Raw genomic sequence first — 14599 nt, forward strand, 5'->3', positions numbered from 1 at the left:
CATCCTGCCGCAGGCCGGGACCCGGCGGAGCACTGAGGCCCTGAGCGGACATGGTGTCTACGCTGGATGGTGATGTCGGGCAGTCGCCGTCGGTTCGAGCCGGCGGCCCTACGAGCCGAGGAAACCCGTGAGTGACACCCCATTCGGATTCGGCCTTCCGCCGGAGGAGCCGGAGAACGGCGACGAGGGCAAGAAGAAGGACCCCACCGGAGGTGGGCAGGGTTCGGGCGGGCCGGCGAACCCGTTCGGCTTCGGGCCGGGCGCGGGCGGGGACAACCCGTTCGCGGCGATGTTCGGCACGATGAACCCCAACGACCTGGGAGCCGCCTTCCAGCAGCTCGGGCAGATGCTGAGCTACGAGGGCGGTCCCGTGAACTGGGACATGGCCAAGCAGATCGCCCGCCAGACGGTTGCGCAGGGCACGCCGGACGGCACGAAGGACGCGAGCGTCGGCCCGTCCGAGCGGTCGGCGGTCGACGAGGCGCTGCGCCTGGCGGACCACTGGCTGGACGGCGTGACGTCGCTGCCCTCCGGTGCGGTCTCGACCGTGGCGTGGAGCCGTGCGGAGTGGGTCGAGGTGTCCCTTCCCGCCTGGCAGAAGCTGGTCGACCCGGTGGCGGAGCGTGTCGGCATGGCCATGGGCGATGTGCTGCCCGAGGAGATGCAGGCCATGGCCGGCCCGCTGATCGGCATGATGAGGTCGATGGGCGGTGCGATGTTCGGTCAGCAGATCGGGCAGGCCGTGGGTGTGCTGGCGGGCGAGGTGGTCGGTTCGACCGATATCGGGCTGCCGCTCGGCCCGGCGGGCAAGGCCGCGCTCCTTCCGTTGAACGTCGAGATGTTCGGCAAGGACCTGAGCGTGCCGCAGGACGAGGTGCGGCTCTATCTCGCCCTGCGCGAGGCTGCCCATCAGCGGCTCTTCGCCCATGTGCCGTGGCTGCGCTCGCACCTGTTCGGCGCTGTCGAGGGGTACGCGCGCGGCATCAAGGTCGACACCAGCAAGCTGGAGGACGTGGTCGGCCAGTTCGACCCGTCGCAGCCCGAGCAGTTGCAGGACGCCCTTCAGCAGGGCATGTTCCAGCCGGAGGACACGCCGGAGCAGAAGGCGGCACTGGCCCGGCTGGAGACGGCGCTCGCGCTGGTCGAGGGCTGGGTGGACGCGGTGGTCCACGAGGCCGCGAAGTCCCGGCTGACCTCGGCGGACGCACTGCGCGAGACGATGCGCAGGCGCCGTGCCTCCGGCGGCCCGGCCGAGCAGACGTTCGCCACGCTGATCGGGCTGCAGTTGCGGCCGCGGCGGCTGCGGGACGCCTCGCGGCTCTGGGCGTCGCTCACGGACGCGCGCGGTCTCGACGGGCGCGACGCACTCTGGGAGCACCCGGACATGCTGCCGACCGCGCATGACCTGGACGACCCGGACGGGTTCGTGCACCACGAGCACCTGGACTTCTCCGAGCTGGACAAGATGCTCGGCGAGGCCGCGAAGGGTCCCCGGAAGCCCGCGGACGACAAGGGCGAGGAAACCGGCGCCACCAGCGACGGCGACGGCGACGGCAAGGAAGACACCGACCAGTGAGCCTGTACGACGACGCCGTCCTCGTACTGAAGAAATACGAGGACCGGGCCGACGCTGACCAGGAGCAGCTGCGGCAGACCTATCTGGACCATCTGGCACAGCATCCGGACGGCATGTGGAAGGCGTGCGGGGCCGGGCATCTGACGGCCAGCGCGCTGGTCGTCGATCCGGAGCGCGGACGGGTGCTGCTGACACTGCACCGGAAGCTGCAGATGTGGCTGCAGATGGGCGGCCACTGCGAGCCCGAGGACGCCACGCTGGCGGCTGCGGCGCTGCGTGAGGCCACCGAGGAGTCCGGCATCAGCGGTCTGACGCTGCTGGCGGGCGGCCCGGTGGTGCTGGACCGGCATGCGATCCCGGCGCCCTGCCACTGGCATCTGGATGTGCAGTACGCGGCGCTGGCGCCGTCGGGCGCGACGGAAGAGATCACCGACGAGTCGCTGGATCTGCGCTGGTTCGCATACGACGAGGTGGCCGAAGTGGCCGACACCTCGGTCGTGCAGCTGGTGGCACGTACGCGCGCGGCGCTGGAAGGCGGCCGGTAGCCGTACCGACGGCCCTCGGGACCGGCACATCAACGGGTAAGGGGCGTCCTCCCGCGAGGCCGCCCCTTACCCGTGTCCGTGCGCCACGGTTCAGTTCCAGGCGTTGTTCTGGTTCTGGCCGTGCGCTCCCTGCTGGCCCATGCCGTACTGCGCGCGCAGCCCCTGGCCGATCTGGGCGCTCTGCGGGGGCAGCACCTCGCTCGGCTGGACCAGGGCGAAGCCCTGTCCGAGGAAGCTGAGCTCCCAGCCCTCGCCGGTGTTGCCGCGCCGACGCCAGACGCCCGAGGAATGCGTCTGTGCCTGCATCTGCACGCGCAGCGAGCTGGACCAGGCGACGATCGCGTCGGCGTCGACGTTGACGTACTTGTCGGGCGTGACCTGCATCATCAGTGGCTGGCCGGACGTCATCAGGGCGACCTTGCCGGTGCCGGAGATGTTGAGCTGGTACTTGCCCGTGCCCGAGATGCCGTACTGGCTGTCCACGGCGATGACCTCGGTGTGCAACGACGAGTCGAGCGCCAGCACATAGGCGCTGTCCACCGTCATGCCGTCGTGGTCGACGTCCACGACATGGACGTACTGCGCGAGGTTGGCGAGGTAGACGGTGCCCTGGCCCGAACAGCGCATCAGGTCGAGGCCCTCACCGGTGTTCGCGCGGGCACGGCGCTGCCCGTGCGACTGGTACTCGCCGTCGAACTCCATCAGCCCCTGGTACGCGACCATGGCGCCCTTGCGGGCGAGGACGTCGTCGTGGCCGGTCAGCGAGACCCGCAGGAGCTGCGGATTCTGCAGGGTGTAGCGGTCCTGGGACTGCTGTTCCGTGTAGTTGAAAAGCGGACTCTGCATGGTGTGTTCTCGCTCCCCCTCAGTTCCGGACCCGAAGGCGGTCCGTACTGTCCTCGCTCGGCTGGACGACGACGATGCCCTGGCCGGAGAACGCCATCTGGAACGCCTCGCCGCTTCCCCGCCCGATCAGCGAGGAGGCCTTGAAGCTGCGCTTGCCCTTCACCTTGAGGTTCGGGGACCACGCCACAAGGGCGTCCGGGTCGACGTAGGTCTCGTCGTCGCCGCGTCCGCAGTCGACGACGATCGGCGTGCCGCGCGAGGTGATCGCGACCCAGCCGGTGCCGGCGATGCAGACGTTCCACAGGCCCTGGCCGGCGAACTTCGCCAGCCCCTTGACCCGCTCCACGCCCCAGGTGAGGTGGCCGTCGAAGGCCAGGACGTTGGTGCCGTTGACCGAGAGGGATTCGTTGTTGAGATTGATGACGACCACATCGGCGCCGTAGTCGGCGAGGTAGAGCAGCCCGTCACCGGAGCACTTCATCAGGGGTGCGCCCTCGCCGGTGATCCACTGGGAGGCGATCTGCCGGACGGCCGGCGGGTTGGGCTCGTACTGGATGAAGCCCTCGTAGGACACCATCGAGCCGGTACGTGCGTAGAGGTCCTGGCCCGTGGCCATGGCGACCTTGAGCATCGTATGGCCGTGGTTCTCCATACGGGCCGTGACGGGGGTCGGGGCGAAGCCCGCGAGTTGCTGGTTCATGACGGGCTCCCTCAGACCTCGTAGGGCTGGACGACGATGAAGTTGCCGGGGGCTCCCCGGAACTGGAGGTTCACGGTCTCTCCGCTGTGCCCCGGGTATGCGTTACGGCGCAGCCGGACCTGGCTGGAGATGATCACCTGGGACGCGGACGACCACGCCACGACGGCGTTGCAGTCGGCGAACGTGGTCGGCGTGACCGGCAGGACGACGGGGACGCCGTGGGTCTTGACGACGACCGTGCCGCTGCCCTGGAACTGCATGGTGAACAGGGCGCCGCCGGGGATGCCGTGACCCTCGATCCTGCGGACCTCGTACTGCAGCGACTCGTCGAAGGCGAGGACGCTCTCCGCGGAGACGCAGATGCCGTCGCCCTGGAGCTCGATGGAGTGCAGATGGGCGCCGTCTTCGGCGAGGAAGACCTGGCCGCGACCGGTACAGCGCATCAGCTGCATTTCCTGGCCGGTCGCATTCCCGACCATGCGGCCTGCGAAACCGGCACCCTTGTAGCTGAAGTCGACCTTCCCCTGATACATCACCATGGAGCCCTGACGGGCGAGCACCGGTGTACCGCCCATGGTGAGGTCCACCCGCATGAGCTGCTGGTTCTGCGGCGTCCAACGCTGGCCGGTGGCTGTCTCCTTGTACGGCTGGAGCGCGGCCTGCAGACCGGCGCCGGCCTGCGGCACACCCTGTGGCATGCCCGGCTGCATTCCGGGGGGCTGCTGCCCGTACGGTGCCGGGGGCTGCTGCCCGTAGGGGGCGGCCGGCATGACCTGACCGGGAAACTGCCCGAACTGGGGCGGCTGTCCCGGCTGACCGTAGGGAGCGGGGGCGGGCGCGGGCGGCGGGACGGTACCGCCCTGCGGTGCCATCGGTGCCGCTATCGTCGGCGCGGCATGCATCTGCTGCTGCGGAGTGGGGGCCTGCGCGGCCGGGGCGCCGAAGGACGGAGCCGGCTGCGGGACTTGAGGGGGCTGGGGGGCGGCCGGGACACCGAAGGACGGAGCGGGCGCCGGGGCCTGCGCGGGCGGGGCGAACAAAGGGGCAGCCGCCTGCGGCTGCGGTGCGGCGGGCGCCTCCTCGGCGACCTCGCCGCCGAAGTTCTTCAGCAGCGCGTCGAGGCCGCCGTCGAAGCCCTGTCCGACAGCGGCAAACCGCCAGACGTCCTTCAGGTAGAAGTCGCCCAGCATCACCGCGCGCTCGGTGGTGAACTCGGAGCCGGTGAAGGCGTACCTGACGACTTCCTCGCCACCCGCGACGATCCGGATGTACCCCGGACCGATCTGCGACATCTGTCCCGCGCCGTCGACGGTCGCGGTGAACGACAGCTTGTGGATGTTCGCCGGAATGCGGTCCAGAGTGACGCGGAACGACTCGGTGTCACCGGACTGGGCACCGAGGAGCTGAATGGACTCCTCGGGCGATTTCGGCTGGTTGAAGAAGATGAAATACCGGTCGTCGGAGAGCTGCTCATGGGCATCGAGGCCGAAGCAGCTGATGTCGAAGGTCAGTCCAGGACCGGCGATCTGCACACCTACGTACAGATCCGTCCCCGGCGTGAGATCACTGATCTTGGCCTTGTGGCCGCGTTGGAATTCCCTGGCCATGCGTAACGACCGTCCCCCATCCCGAATGTGAATGCGTCGCGCCAGGCTAACCGCAAACTCCGACATTGAGCTAAGCCGGTACACACCCGGTACAGAATCACTGAACGTCACTCACCACGCGCGGCAGGCAGATGAGGCAGCCGGTCCGCCGCCACCACTCCTTCGAGGTAGCCACGGGCCCGCTCGGTACGCGGATACGCCTCCAGCAGCCGCCAGAACCGCGGACCGTGACCGGGGACCAGCAGATGCGCCAGCTCGTGGACGAGCACGTAGTCGACGACGTACTCCGGCATACCCTGCAGACGGTGCGACAGACGGATGCTGCCCTCCGCCGGGGTGCAGGACCCCCATCGGGTGTTCTGGTTGGTCACCCACCGCACCGAGGCGGGCCTGGCCCTGCCCGCGAAATACTGGGCGGACAACCGCTCGGCCCGCTCGGCGAGTTCGCTGTCGCCGAGGATGCGCTTGCTCTCCTGGGCCGCGAGTTTGTCGAGCATCACGGTCACCCAGCGCCGCTCCTCCGCCTCCGACATCCTGGCGGGGATCAGCACGATGGTGCGGTCGCCCTCCCGGTACGCGGAGACCGTTCTGCTGCGGCGGGTGCTCCTGCGGACCTCGACCGCGCTCGTCACCGAGACGCGGGGCGAATGGCTGGCCGCGCTGCGCTGATGGTCTTTGGCGCTGCGCGCGGGGGTCTCGCCGGCGAAGCCGGGTGACGGGTCGGCGGGCACGCCCCGACGTTACCCGCTGTCAGTGCGGGAAGTCCCGCCTCCGGGACGGTTCGCGCATGATCCGTTCGATGGCATGCACCATTTGAACGACTAATACCCCATGCCTGTGGATAACTTTCTGCACGCTCCGACGCCGGCCTGCATTCTGGCAACTGATCTCGCGAAGCTCCGGTTCGCCGCCGACGCACGCAGATCACTCCGGACCGCACAGAGACCACACAGAGATCGCCCGGAAGAGACAGCAGCAGGACGAACACGGGCAGGGGAAGCCATGCATCCGATGTTGAAACCCGCACTACGCCGAGCGTGGCGTGGCAGGAACACCGTGCAATTCGGGGTGACGCCCGCTCACGCGGTGAAGGTGGGGCCGATGGATATCGCCACGGGCAGTTTCCTGGAACTGCTCGACGGAACACGCGGCCTGCCACTGCTGCGCGAGGAAGCCAGGGCACTGGACCTGTCCGACCGTCAAGTGGACATGCTGGTGGCGCGATTGGTGGAAGCGGGCCTGGTCGACGATGTCCGGGCGGGCGGGCCGGAAGCCGACGCGTTGCGTAACCGGGCCGACGTCCTGGAGCGACAGCGCCCCGACCTCGCGTCGCTCTCGGTCGTGCACCCCAAACCGGGGGGCGGGCTGCGACGGTTGGCGGCCCGCCGCGCGATGCGGGTCCAGGTGCGGGGCTCCGGCCGGGTCGGCGCGGCAATCGCGGCGGTGCTGTCCGGGTCCGGTGTGGGCCTGGTCGAGGTCCTGGACGGAGGGGTCACCGAGCCGTCGGACGTCGCACCCGGCGGGCTTCCGGCCACTGCGGTCGGTGAGCGCAGGGACACCGCCGCCCGGCAGTTGGTGCGACGATCCGCTGTCGGTCCCGCCCCCCGCACGACCGGGACGGACCGCTCCCCGTCGCGTGGTGGTCCTGGGCTGTCCCTGGTCGTGGTCGCTCCGCGGGACGGTCTCGCGGTGTACGCCCCCGACCCTCGTGCAGCCGAACCATGGATCGCTTCGGGCACTCCTCATCTCTATGCCGGGGTGATCGAGGCCACAGGTGTGGTCGGTCCGCTGGTACTGCCCGGCGGTACGGCCTGCGCGGGATGTCTGGACCTGCACCGCACGGATCGGGATCCGCAGTGGCCGCGGATGCTGGCGCAGTGGCGGTCCGGGCGGCGCGGCGCCGTGCAGGCGTGCGACCTGGGGCTGGCGACAGCGGTGGCCGGTCTCGCGGCGGCCCAGGCGCTGGCGTTTCTCGACGGCGAACTGCCCGCCGGCACGGGAGCCAGATGCGAGGCCGTCCTGCCGCTGTTGGACTGGCGGTCGGAGCGGATCGGGCCACACCTCGACTGTTCCTGCGGGGCGGGTGGGCACACTGGGAGGCAGCGCACCTCCGGGCTCGGCGCGGCGCAGGACACAATGGCCGGGTAACCGCCGCACGCGGCACGGCAGTCTGGGATTTGGAGGGGCGTATGTCTGATCTTCCCCGGAAAGCGGTCACCCGAACAGCCAAGTTGGCCGCACTGCCACTCGGCTTCGCCGGCCGTGCCACGTGGGGGCTCGGCAAGCGGATCGGCGGCAAGCCCGCGGAGATAGTGGCCCGTGAGCTCCAGCAGCGCACGGCGGACCAGCTGTTCCGCACGCTGGGCGAGCTGAAGGGGGGTGCCATGAAGCTCGGTCAGGCCCTGTCCGTCTTCGAGTCGGCGCTGCCCGAGGAGGTCGCCGGGCCGTATCGGGCGGCGCTCACCAAACTGCAGGAAGCCGCTCCCCCCATGCCGACCCGCACCGTCCACGCGGTGCTCACGGAGCGGCTCGGTGAGGACTGGCGGGAGCTGTTCCTCGAATTCGACGACAAGCCGTCGGCCGCCGCGTCGATCGGGCAGGTGCACCGGGCGGTCTGGCACGACGGGCGGGCCGTCGCCGTGAAGGTGCAGTATCCGGGCGCGGGGGAGGCCTTGCTCTCGGATCTGACCCAACTCAGCCGCTTCGCCCGGTTGCTCGGCCCGCTGATCCCCGGAATGGATATCAAGCCGCTCATCGCGGAGCTGCGCGACCGGGTGTCGGAGGAGCTGGACTACGAACTGGAGGCGCAGTCGCAGCGGGAACACGCCGAGGAGTTCGCGAACGACCCCGATGTGGTGGTTCCCGGTGTGGTGCACCAGTCCGACCAGGTGCTGGTGACGGAGTGGATCGACGGCGTCCCGCTGTCCGAGGTGATCGCGGAGGGCACCCAGGAACAACGGGACCGGGCGGGTCAGCTACTGGCACGATTCCTCTTCTCGGGTCCGGCGCGCACGAATCTGCTGCACGCCGACCCGCATCCGGGCAACTTCCGGCTCCTGCCCGGGGGCGGGGAAGCGGACGGGGATGCGGAAGGCTGCGGGAGCGGACCATGGCGGCTCGGGGTGCTGGACTTCGGCACGGTGGACCGGCTGCCGGGCGGCCTGCCTCAGCCCATCGGGGACTCGTTGCGGCTGACGCTGGAGGGTGACGCGGAGGCAGTGTACGAACTGCTGCGCGAGGAGGGCTTCGTCAAGGAATCCATCGATCTCGACCCGGATGAGGTACTCGACTACCTCCTGCCCATCATCGAGCCGGCGCAGGTGGAGGAGTTCACCTTCACCCGGAGCTGGATGCGCAATCAGGCGGCCCGGATAGCGGATCCCCGCTCCCCCGCCCATCAGCTGGGCAAGCAGCTGAATCTGCCGCCCGCCTATCTGCTGATACACCGGGTGACGCTGAGCACGATCGGGGTGCTGTGTCAGCTGGGTGCGACGGTGCGGCTGCGGGACGAACTGGAGTCCTGGGTCCCGGGGTTCCTGCCCGTCGAGGACGTGCCCGAGCAGCAGAGCCGGGATCTGGAGCTCCCGGATCAGGACCTGGCCGGCCAGGAGCTGACCGACGACGAGTTGCTCGACGACCGGCCGGCCTAAGGTCCGTCGCGGTGTCCAGGACCGTCCCCGCCGCCCCGGCCCCCGGGGGCGCCGGCATGAGCCCTGGCGCCGAGGGGGCAGGTCACCACCAGACCGAATCGAGGCGGCCCTCGATCGCCCTGATATGAGTGCGGGCGCAGTCGTCGCAGAAGTACTGGCGCCTGCCGTTCTCCACGGAGCAGATCCAGGTCGGCGGAGCGTACGCGCTGTCGGCGGTGGTGCCGCACCTGGCGCACACCACGATCTCGGCACCCGGCTGCTCGGGGTGATGAGTCTCCTCGTCCACCCCGTGACGATAACTCCGTCCCCGCTGCGCGGCACGGCACCACACAGCACGACCGCAGGGCCGGTCCGTTCGGACCGGCCCTGCGGAAGGGGTGCTGACAAGGGGGTGCTGCTTGCTGCCGGGCGGAGCGGCGCCCGGCAGCGGGTGCTGCGGTTTCCGGCCTGGCTGGTGCCGTGACCGGCAGTGTTTGCCCCATGAGGAGCGTCGTCCGGTGCGTGCGATCGCAAGGCGGCCGGACGTCCTTGGAGGGAGTCCCCCTGCTCGAACGGGGTTGAGAGCTTGGGGAAGGAGCCACCAGAAGGGCGAGCCGGGCGGTGCGACGGGGCACAGCTTGCCGGGAGGGGCACTAGTGCATGACCGCCATGGCCAGCGCACGGCGGGCGCGCATCGAAGCGCGCTCTGCCCGACGCTGCATCCGCCGAGCGGTGACCAGGCGCACGGCCCGGCGCTCCGCGTCGGCTTCCCTCAGGCGGTCGTGCATATGCGCACGCGCCAGGGCTTCTGGGATGAGTTGCATTTCGCGGGTCCTGTTCTGACGCGAGTCGTTCGCGCCGATGATCGTGACGTTCGGTGTCGCGGAGCCGATGGGCTCATTCGTGGGGACGGTCATTGGTGCCTGATTTCGAGGGTCGTGGGTCCGGGGACGGTCGATGGTTCCGATGCGCTTCATGGGTTTGGGGGCCGTGGCTCCCAGGCCGGCGGTCACGCCGCGACCGGGTTCTTGCGCGGACGGCCACGCGGCCGCTTGCGAGCGACGACGACGCCCTGGATGAAGAGCTCGCCACCCCAGACGCCCCACGGCTCGCGGCGCTCCTTGGCGCCGGCGAGGCAGGCCTCGACGAGCGGGCAGGTGCGGCAGAGCGACTTGGCGTACTCGACATCGGCCGGCGACTCGGCGAAGAAGACCTCCGGGTCGTAGGAACGGCAGGGGACGGGCACGCCGAGGTTCTCGATGGCGTCGTCGAGCGCGGTGAGCGCAGTGAGGGGGATCAAGGTGGAGTCCTCCGTGAGGCCGGGCGGGGGGATCGTTTCGGAAGGCGGTACGGACGGGGCGTGCGCTTCGAGTTGCACGGTGGTGGTGTCCTCGTCTGGTTGTTCCGGCCGGTCGGCCGGGTGGCTGCTGGTACCGGGTACGGCTTGTCCCGAGGCGCCTTCTCGCTGTGTCGTCCGTTGGGACAAAACAAAAGGGCCGCGGATCCCGAGTGGGGTTCCGCGGCCCTGAAGGCGCCGGCCTGATGGTGGATCAGGCTGGATCACTCCAGGGTTCAGGCCCACGGAAGGCCCACATCGTGTGGTGGTGCGTCATCTGCTGCTCGGCTCCGGCACCGACTGCCGCAAAGGCATAGGCCGCCTTGGCCTGTCCCTTCGCTACTGCTGCCGTCGATGCCTGGATCGGTCGCTCATTGCGCTCCCGCACGGGGAGGCTCGCCAGGGACAGCGGGCTGGCGGCAGAAATGCCGGACAGACCGGTGCCACGAAGCGAAGATTCCGAAGAGCAGGCGAGGCCGAGCGAGCAGGCGGAGACGACCGACAGATCGGTCATTTTGTTGGTCTCGATGATGCTGATCACGACAATCGCCTCCTCTCGGCGTCTCGGTGGACCGGCGGGCCGGTCCTGCGTATTCGGATAAGTACAGCACAGGATCAGGGCTTCAGAGAAGTCGCTGTTCCCGTGGTTAAGAACCTATGGTGATGACTGGGGCGGGCGCAAACTATTTTTTCGACGAGTTTTTCTCACGCCTCCCCGTCGTCTCCCCCGAGCTCCTCGACCCGGTCCTCACCTGCACAAATGGCCAGCACGGCTTCTCCGAACCGGTCCATCTTCCGGACACCGACCCCGGAGATTCCAGCCAGTTCGCCCTCGCTGCCCGGCACCGCCTCCGCGATCGCCATGAGCGTCTTGTCGGTGAACACGCAGTAAGCGGGCTGGCCGATCTCCTTCGCCCGGTCCGCCCGCCAGTCGCGCAGCCGCTCGTACAGCGCTTCGTCCATGTCGGAGGGGCAGTCCTCACAGCGCATCAGCTTCATCTCGCCGGCGTCGGTGAGTGTCTTGCCGCAGACCCGGCACAGCGCGAGGCCACGACGCCTGCGCTTGGTCACCGCGGGACGCTCGACGCCTCCTCCGCCGCCGACCGTGCCACGCCCGCCGAGCGCCGCCGAGCCGGGACGCAGTCCGTTCAGGAAGCGGCTCGGTCGCCGCCCGCCGCGGCTGCCCGGCGACCGGGACAGCGACCACGACAGCGAGAGATGGAAGCGCGCCCGGGTGACACCGACGTAGAGCAGGCGGCGCTCCTCCTCGATCTGCTCATCCGTCCTGGCGTACGTGATCGGCATCATTCCCTCGGTCAGCCCGACCAGGAACACGGCGTCCCACTCCAGGCCCTTCGCCGAGTGCAGCGAGGCCAGCGTGACTCCCTGGACCGCCGGGGCGTGCTGGGCGGCAGCCCGCTCGTCCAGCTCCGCCACCAGATCGGAGAGCGTCGCCCCCGGCTTGGCCTGTTCGAAGTCCTCGGCCAGCCGGACCAGCGCGGCGAGGGACTCCCAGCGGTCGCGCATCGCGCCGGAGCCCGCGGGCGGCTCCGTGGTCCACCCCTTGGTGGAGAGCACGGCCCGCACCTGGGAGGGCAGCCCCTCCGCGTCGTCGAGCAAGGAGTCGTTCCCCCCGGCGCGCGCCGCGCCGCGCAGGGCGACGCCCGCTTCCCGTACCTCCGCGCGCTCGAAGAAGCGCTCCGCGCCGCGCAGCTGGTAGGGCACGCCCGCGTCGGAGAGGGCCTGCTCGTAGACCTCGGACTGGGAGTTGACCCGGTAGAGCACGGCGATCTCCCCGGCCGGGACGCCGGCGGCGATCAGATCGCGGATCCGGCGGGCGGTGCCCTCCGCCTCCGCGGGCTCGTCCCCGTACTCCGTGTAGGCCGGCTCGGGACCCTTCTCCCGCTGCGAGACGAGTTCGAGCCGGTGCTCGGCGGCGCGGCCACGGGCCTGGCCGAGCAGGCCGTTGGCGAGGTGGACCACCTGGGGCGTGGAGCGGTAGTCCCTGACCAGCTTGACCACGGTCGCGTTCGGGTGGCGGGCGCGGAAGTTCAGCAGGTGCTCGGGGGTGGCCCCGGTGAAGGAGTAGATCGTCTGGCTGGCGTCCCCGACGACGCACAGGTTGTCCCGGTCGCCCAGCCAGAGGTCGAGCAGACGCTGCTGGAGCGGGCTGACGTCCTGGTACTCGTCGACCACGAAGTGCTGGTACTGGCGGCGGACATGGTCGGCGATGTCGTGACGGTCCTGGAGGATGGCGACGGTGAGGAGCAGCACGTCCTCGAAGTCGATCACCGAGCGGTCGCGTTTCAGCTGCTCGTACATCGCATAGATCTGGGAGATCTCGGCGGTGTCGCGCGGAGCGTCGCGCTGGGACTTGGCAACCACGGCCGGATAGTCGGCGGGCACGGTCTGGGTGACCTTCGCCCACTCGATCTCGCTGGTGACGTCCCGCAGCTCGTTGCGGTCGAGCCGGATGCGGCAGCGGGCGGCGGCCTCGGCGACCAGCTGGACCTTGCGCTCCACCAGCCTCGGCAGCTCGCCACCGACTGCTTTCGGCCAGAAGTACTGGAGCTGGCGCAGGGCGGCGGAGTGGAAGGTCCGCGCCTGCACCCCGGCTGCGCCGAGCTGGCGGAGGCGGCCCCGCATCTCGCCCGCGGCCCGGTTGGTGAACGTGACGGCCAGCACACTGGTCGGCTGGAGTATTCCGGCGCGCACCCCGTACGCGATGCGGTGCGTGATCGCTCGCGTCTTGCCCGTACCGGCTCCGGCCAGCACGCACACCGGGCCGTGCAGGGCCAGGGCGACCTCGCGCTGCTCGGGGTCCAGGCCGTCGAGCACGGCGTCCGCCGACTCGGGGACCTGCGGGAAAAGAGAGGAATGCGTTGCTGCTGTCACCCCGCCATGCTGCCAGGTCGGGAGAGGCGGACGCGGAAGTTGTCCACAGGGGAGCAGCATCCGTCGTACTAATGCGGGGCCGACGGCGGGAATGGTGACCAGGTCACGTACGTTCCACTCCCTGCGGGGATGCGCATGGGCGGCTTTTCCGCAGTCGTGAGTGAGACGAACAAGACAGAGGAGCGCGAAAACATGCCGGGCACTGTGACGATGTACAGCACCACGTGGTGCGGCTACTGCCGCCGGCTCAAGGGCCAGATGGACCGCGAGGGCATCACGTACAACGAGATCAACATCGAGCAGGACCCGGCGTCCGCAGCCTTCGTCGAGAAGGCCAACGGGGGCAACCAGACCGTCCCGACCGTGCTCTTCGCGGACGGTTCGACACTGACGAACCCCTCGCTGGCCCAGGTCAAGCAGAAGATCGGCGTCTGAGCGAGCGAGCCTCGCGCCTCGCGGCAGCGGAACGCGCGCACCGACGCGCCTGCAGACACGCCCGCCAACCTTCCGGTCCGCCGGAAGGCGGCGGGCGTTTCCGTGCCCGCAAGCCGGCGGGCGCTTCCGCCGGGCAACGGGGCGTCAGCTCACGCCGCGGCGCCGAGCTGCAATGCGGCCGCGGCCACTGTCTGTTCGAGGAGGACCGCGATGGTCATCGGTCCGACGCCGCCCGGGACCGGGGTGATCAGCCGTGCCCGCTCGGCCGCGGTCTCGTGGTCGACATCGCCGACGTTGCCGTCGTTGTATCCGGCGTCGAGCACCACCGCACCCGGCTTGATGTCCGCACCGGCGATGAAGCGCGGCTTGCCGACCGCGGCCAGTAGCACGTCCGCCTGCTGCACGATCGACGGGAGGCCGGCCGTCCGTGAGTGGCAGTACGTCACAGTGGCGTCCCGGCCGAGCAGCAGCATCCCGGCGGGCTTGCCCAGGATGGCGCTGCGGCCCACGACGACCGCGTGCCTGCCCGCGAGGTCGACCTCGTACTCGTCGAGGAGGCGCATGATGCCGCCGGGCGTGCAGGAGACGAAGCCGGGAAGGCCGAAACTCATCGCCGCGAACGAGTGCATGGTGACCCCGTCGACGTCCTTGGCCGGGTCGATCGCCTCGAAGGCGGCGCGTTCGTCGATGTGGGGACCGACGGGATGCTGCAGCAGGATGCCGTGCACATCGGGGTCGTTCGACAGTGCGGTGACCGCGTCCACCACGTCCTGTGTGGTGGAGGTGGCGGGAAGGGCCACGTGCCGTGACGTGATGCCCGCGCCTTCGCAGCGGCGACGCTTCATCCGGACGTAGGTCACCGACGCCGGGTCGTCGCCGACCAGCACGGTCGCCAGGCAGGGTGCCTTCCCGGTGCGCAGCCGGAGCTCCGCCGCTGTCGCGGCGCTGGTCTCGATGATGCGGCGGGCGAGAGCGGTGCCGTCCATCGGACGGGCTGTCTGTGTCTGGGCCACGCTTCACTCCTGAGCGT

15 protein-coding genes are annotated in these 14599 nt (G+C 69.8%); 5 read left to right on the top strand and 10 right to left on the bottom strand.

What is annotated here, in order from left to right; all coding sequences use genetic code 11:
- Positions 1-127 precede the first annotated feature (127 nt).
- Positions 128-1576 (top strand): zinc-dependent metalloprotease, encoded by a 1449-nt coding sequence (locus OG395_RS21775; protein ID WP_327244452.1) that lies wholly within the window; start codon positions 128-130, stop codon positions 1574-1576.
- Positions 1573-2121, top strand: coding sequence for an NUDIX hydrolase (locus tag OG395_RS21780; RefSeq protein WP_327244453.1), 549 nt, complete (start codon positions 1573-1575; stop codon positions 2119-2121). Before OG395_RS21775 ends, OG395_RS21780 begins: the two co-directional genes overlap by 4 nt.
- Positions 2122-2211: 90 nt before the next feature.
- Here OG395_RS21780 and OG395_RS21785 read toward each other — a convergent pair whose 3' ends face one another.
- The 4 genes from OG395_RS21785 to OG395_RS21800 form a co-directional block, all read right to left on the bottom strand.
- A complete protein-coding gene (locus tag OG395_RS21785; RefSeq protein WP_266981738.1) occupies positions 2212-2967 on the bottom strand; it encodes an AIM24 family protein in 756 nt (251 codons plus the stop codon).
- Between the two features lie 19 nt (positions 2968-2986).
- A complete protein-coding gene (locus OG395_RS21790) occupies positions 2987-3667 on the bottom strand; it encodes an AIM24 family protein (RefSeq protein WP_327244454.1) in 681 nt (226 codons plus the stop codon).
- 11 nt (positions 3668-3678) lie between these two features.
- The gene (locus OG395_RS21795; RefSeq protein WP_327244455.1) at positions 3679-5274 is read right to left on the bottom strand and encodes a TerD family protein; all 1596 of its coding nucleotides are present in this window, start codon (positions 5272-5274) and stop codon (positions 3679-3681) included.
- 107 nt (positions 5275-5381) lie between these two features.
- Positions 5382-6005, bottom strand: a complete 624-nt coding sequence (locus OG395_RS21800) for a M48 metallopeptidase family protein (RefSeq protein WP_327244456.1) — start codon at positions 6003-6005, stop codon at positions 5382-5384.
- A gap of 271 nt (positions 6006-6276) precedes the next feature.
- On the opposite strand from OG395_RS21800, the gene OG395_RS21805 reads away from it, so the two are divergent.
- Positions 6277-7422, top strand: a complete 1146-nt coding sequence (locus OG395_RS21805) for a ThiF family adenylyltransferase (RefSeq protein ID WP_327244457.1) — start codon at positions 6277-6279, stop codon at positions 7420-7422.
- A gap of 41 nt (positions 7423-7463) precedes the next feature.
- Positions 7464-8924, top strand: coding sequence for an ABC1 kinase family protein (locus tag OG395_RS21810; RefSeq protein WP_327244458.1), 1461 nt, complete (start codon positions 7464-7466; stop codon positions 8922-8924).
- Between the two features lie 82 nt (positions 8925-9006).
- Here OG395_RS21810 and OG395_RS21815 read toward each other — a convergent pair whose 3' ends face one another.
- The 5 genes from OG395_RS21815 to OG395_RS21835 all read right to left on the bottom strand — a co-directional run bounded on the left by OG395_RS21815 (position 9007) and on the right by OG395_RS21835 (position 13194).
- Positions 9007-9210, bottom strand: coding sequence for a hypothetical protein (locus tag OG395_RS21815; RefSeq protein WP_327244459.1), 204 nt, complete (start codon positions 9208-9210; stop codon positions 9007-9009).
- A 346-nt stretch (positions 9211-9556) separates the two neighbouring features.
- On the bottom strand, positions 9557-9880 hold the full coding sequence (locus OG395_RS21820; protein WP_266990483.1) for a hypothetical protein: 324 nt from the start codon (positions 9878-9880) through the stop codon (positions 9557-9559).
- 32 nt (positions 9881-9912) lie between these two features.
- On the bottom strand, positions 9913-10281 hold the full coding sequence (locus OG395_RS21825; RefSeq protein ID WP_030915514.1) for a WhiB family transcriptional regulator: 369 nt from the start codon (positions 10279-10281) through the stop codon (positions 9913-9915).
- A gap of 172 nt (positions 10282-10453) precedes the next feature.
- Positions 10454-10780 carry a hypothetical protein gene (locus OG395_RS21830; protein WP_327244460.1) on the bottom strand — a complete coding sequence of 109 codons (327 nt, stop codon included), beginning with the start codon at positions 10778-10780 and terminating at the stop codon, positions 10454-10456.
- Between the two features lie 164 nt (positions 10781-10944).
- A complete protein-coding gene (locus tag OG395_RS21835) occupies positions 10945-13194 on the bottom strand; it encodes an ATP-dependent DNA helicase UvrD2 (protein WP_327244461.1) in 2250 nt (749 codons plus the stop codon).
- 132 nt (positions 13195-13326) lie between these two features.
- Here OG395_RS21835 and OG395_RS21840 point away from each other — a divergent pair, with 132 nt between their 5' ends.
- Entirely contained in the window at positions 13327-13569 is a 243-nt protein-coding gene (locus OG395_RS21840; protein WP_266981757.1) for a mycoredoxin, read from the top strand.
- A gap of 149 nt (positions 13570-13718) precedes the next feature.
- Here OG395_RS21840 and OG395_RS21845 read toward each other — a convergent pair whose 3' ends face one another.
- Positions 13719-14582 carry a bifunctional 5,10-methylenetetrahydrofolate dehydrogenase/5,10-methenyltetrahydrofolate cyclohydrolase gene (locus OG395_RS21845; RefSeq protein ID WP_327244462.1) on the bottom strand — a complete coding sequence of 288 codons (864 nt, stop codon included), beginning with the start codon at positions 14580-14582 and terminating at the stop codon, positions 13719-13721.
- Positions 14583-14599 lie beyond the last annotated feature (17 nt).

The sequence above is a fragment of the Streptomyces sp. NBC_01320 genome, from assembly GCF_035974375.1.
GTDB classification, from domain to species: domain Bacteria; phylum Actinomycetota; class Actinomycetes; order Streptomycetales; family Streptomycetaceae; genus Streptomyces; species Streptomyces yanii.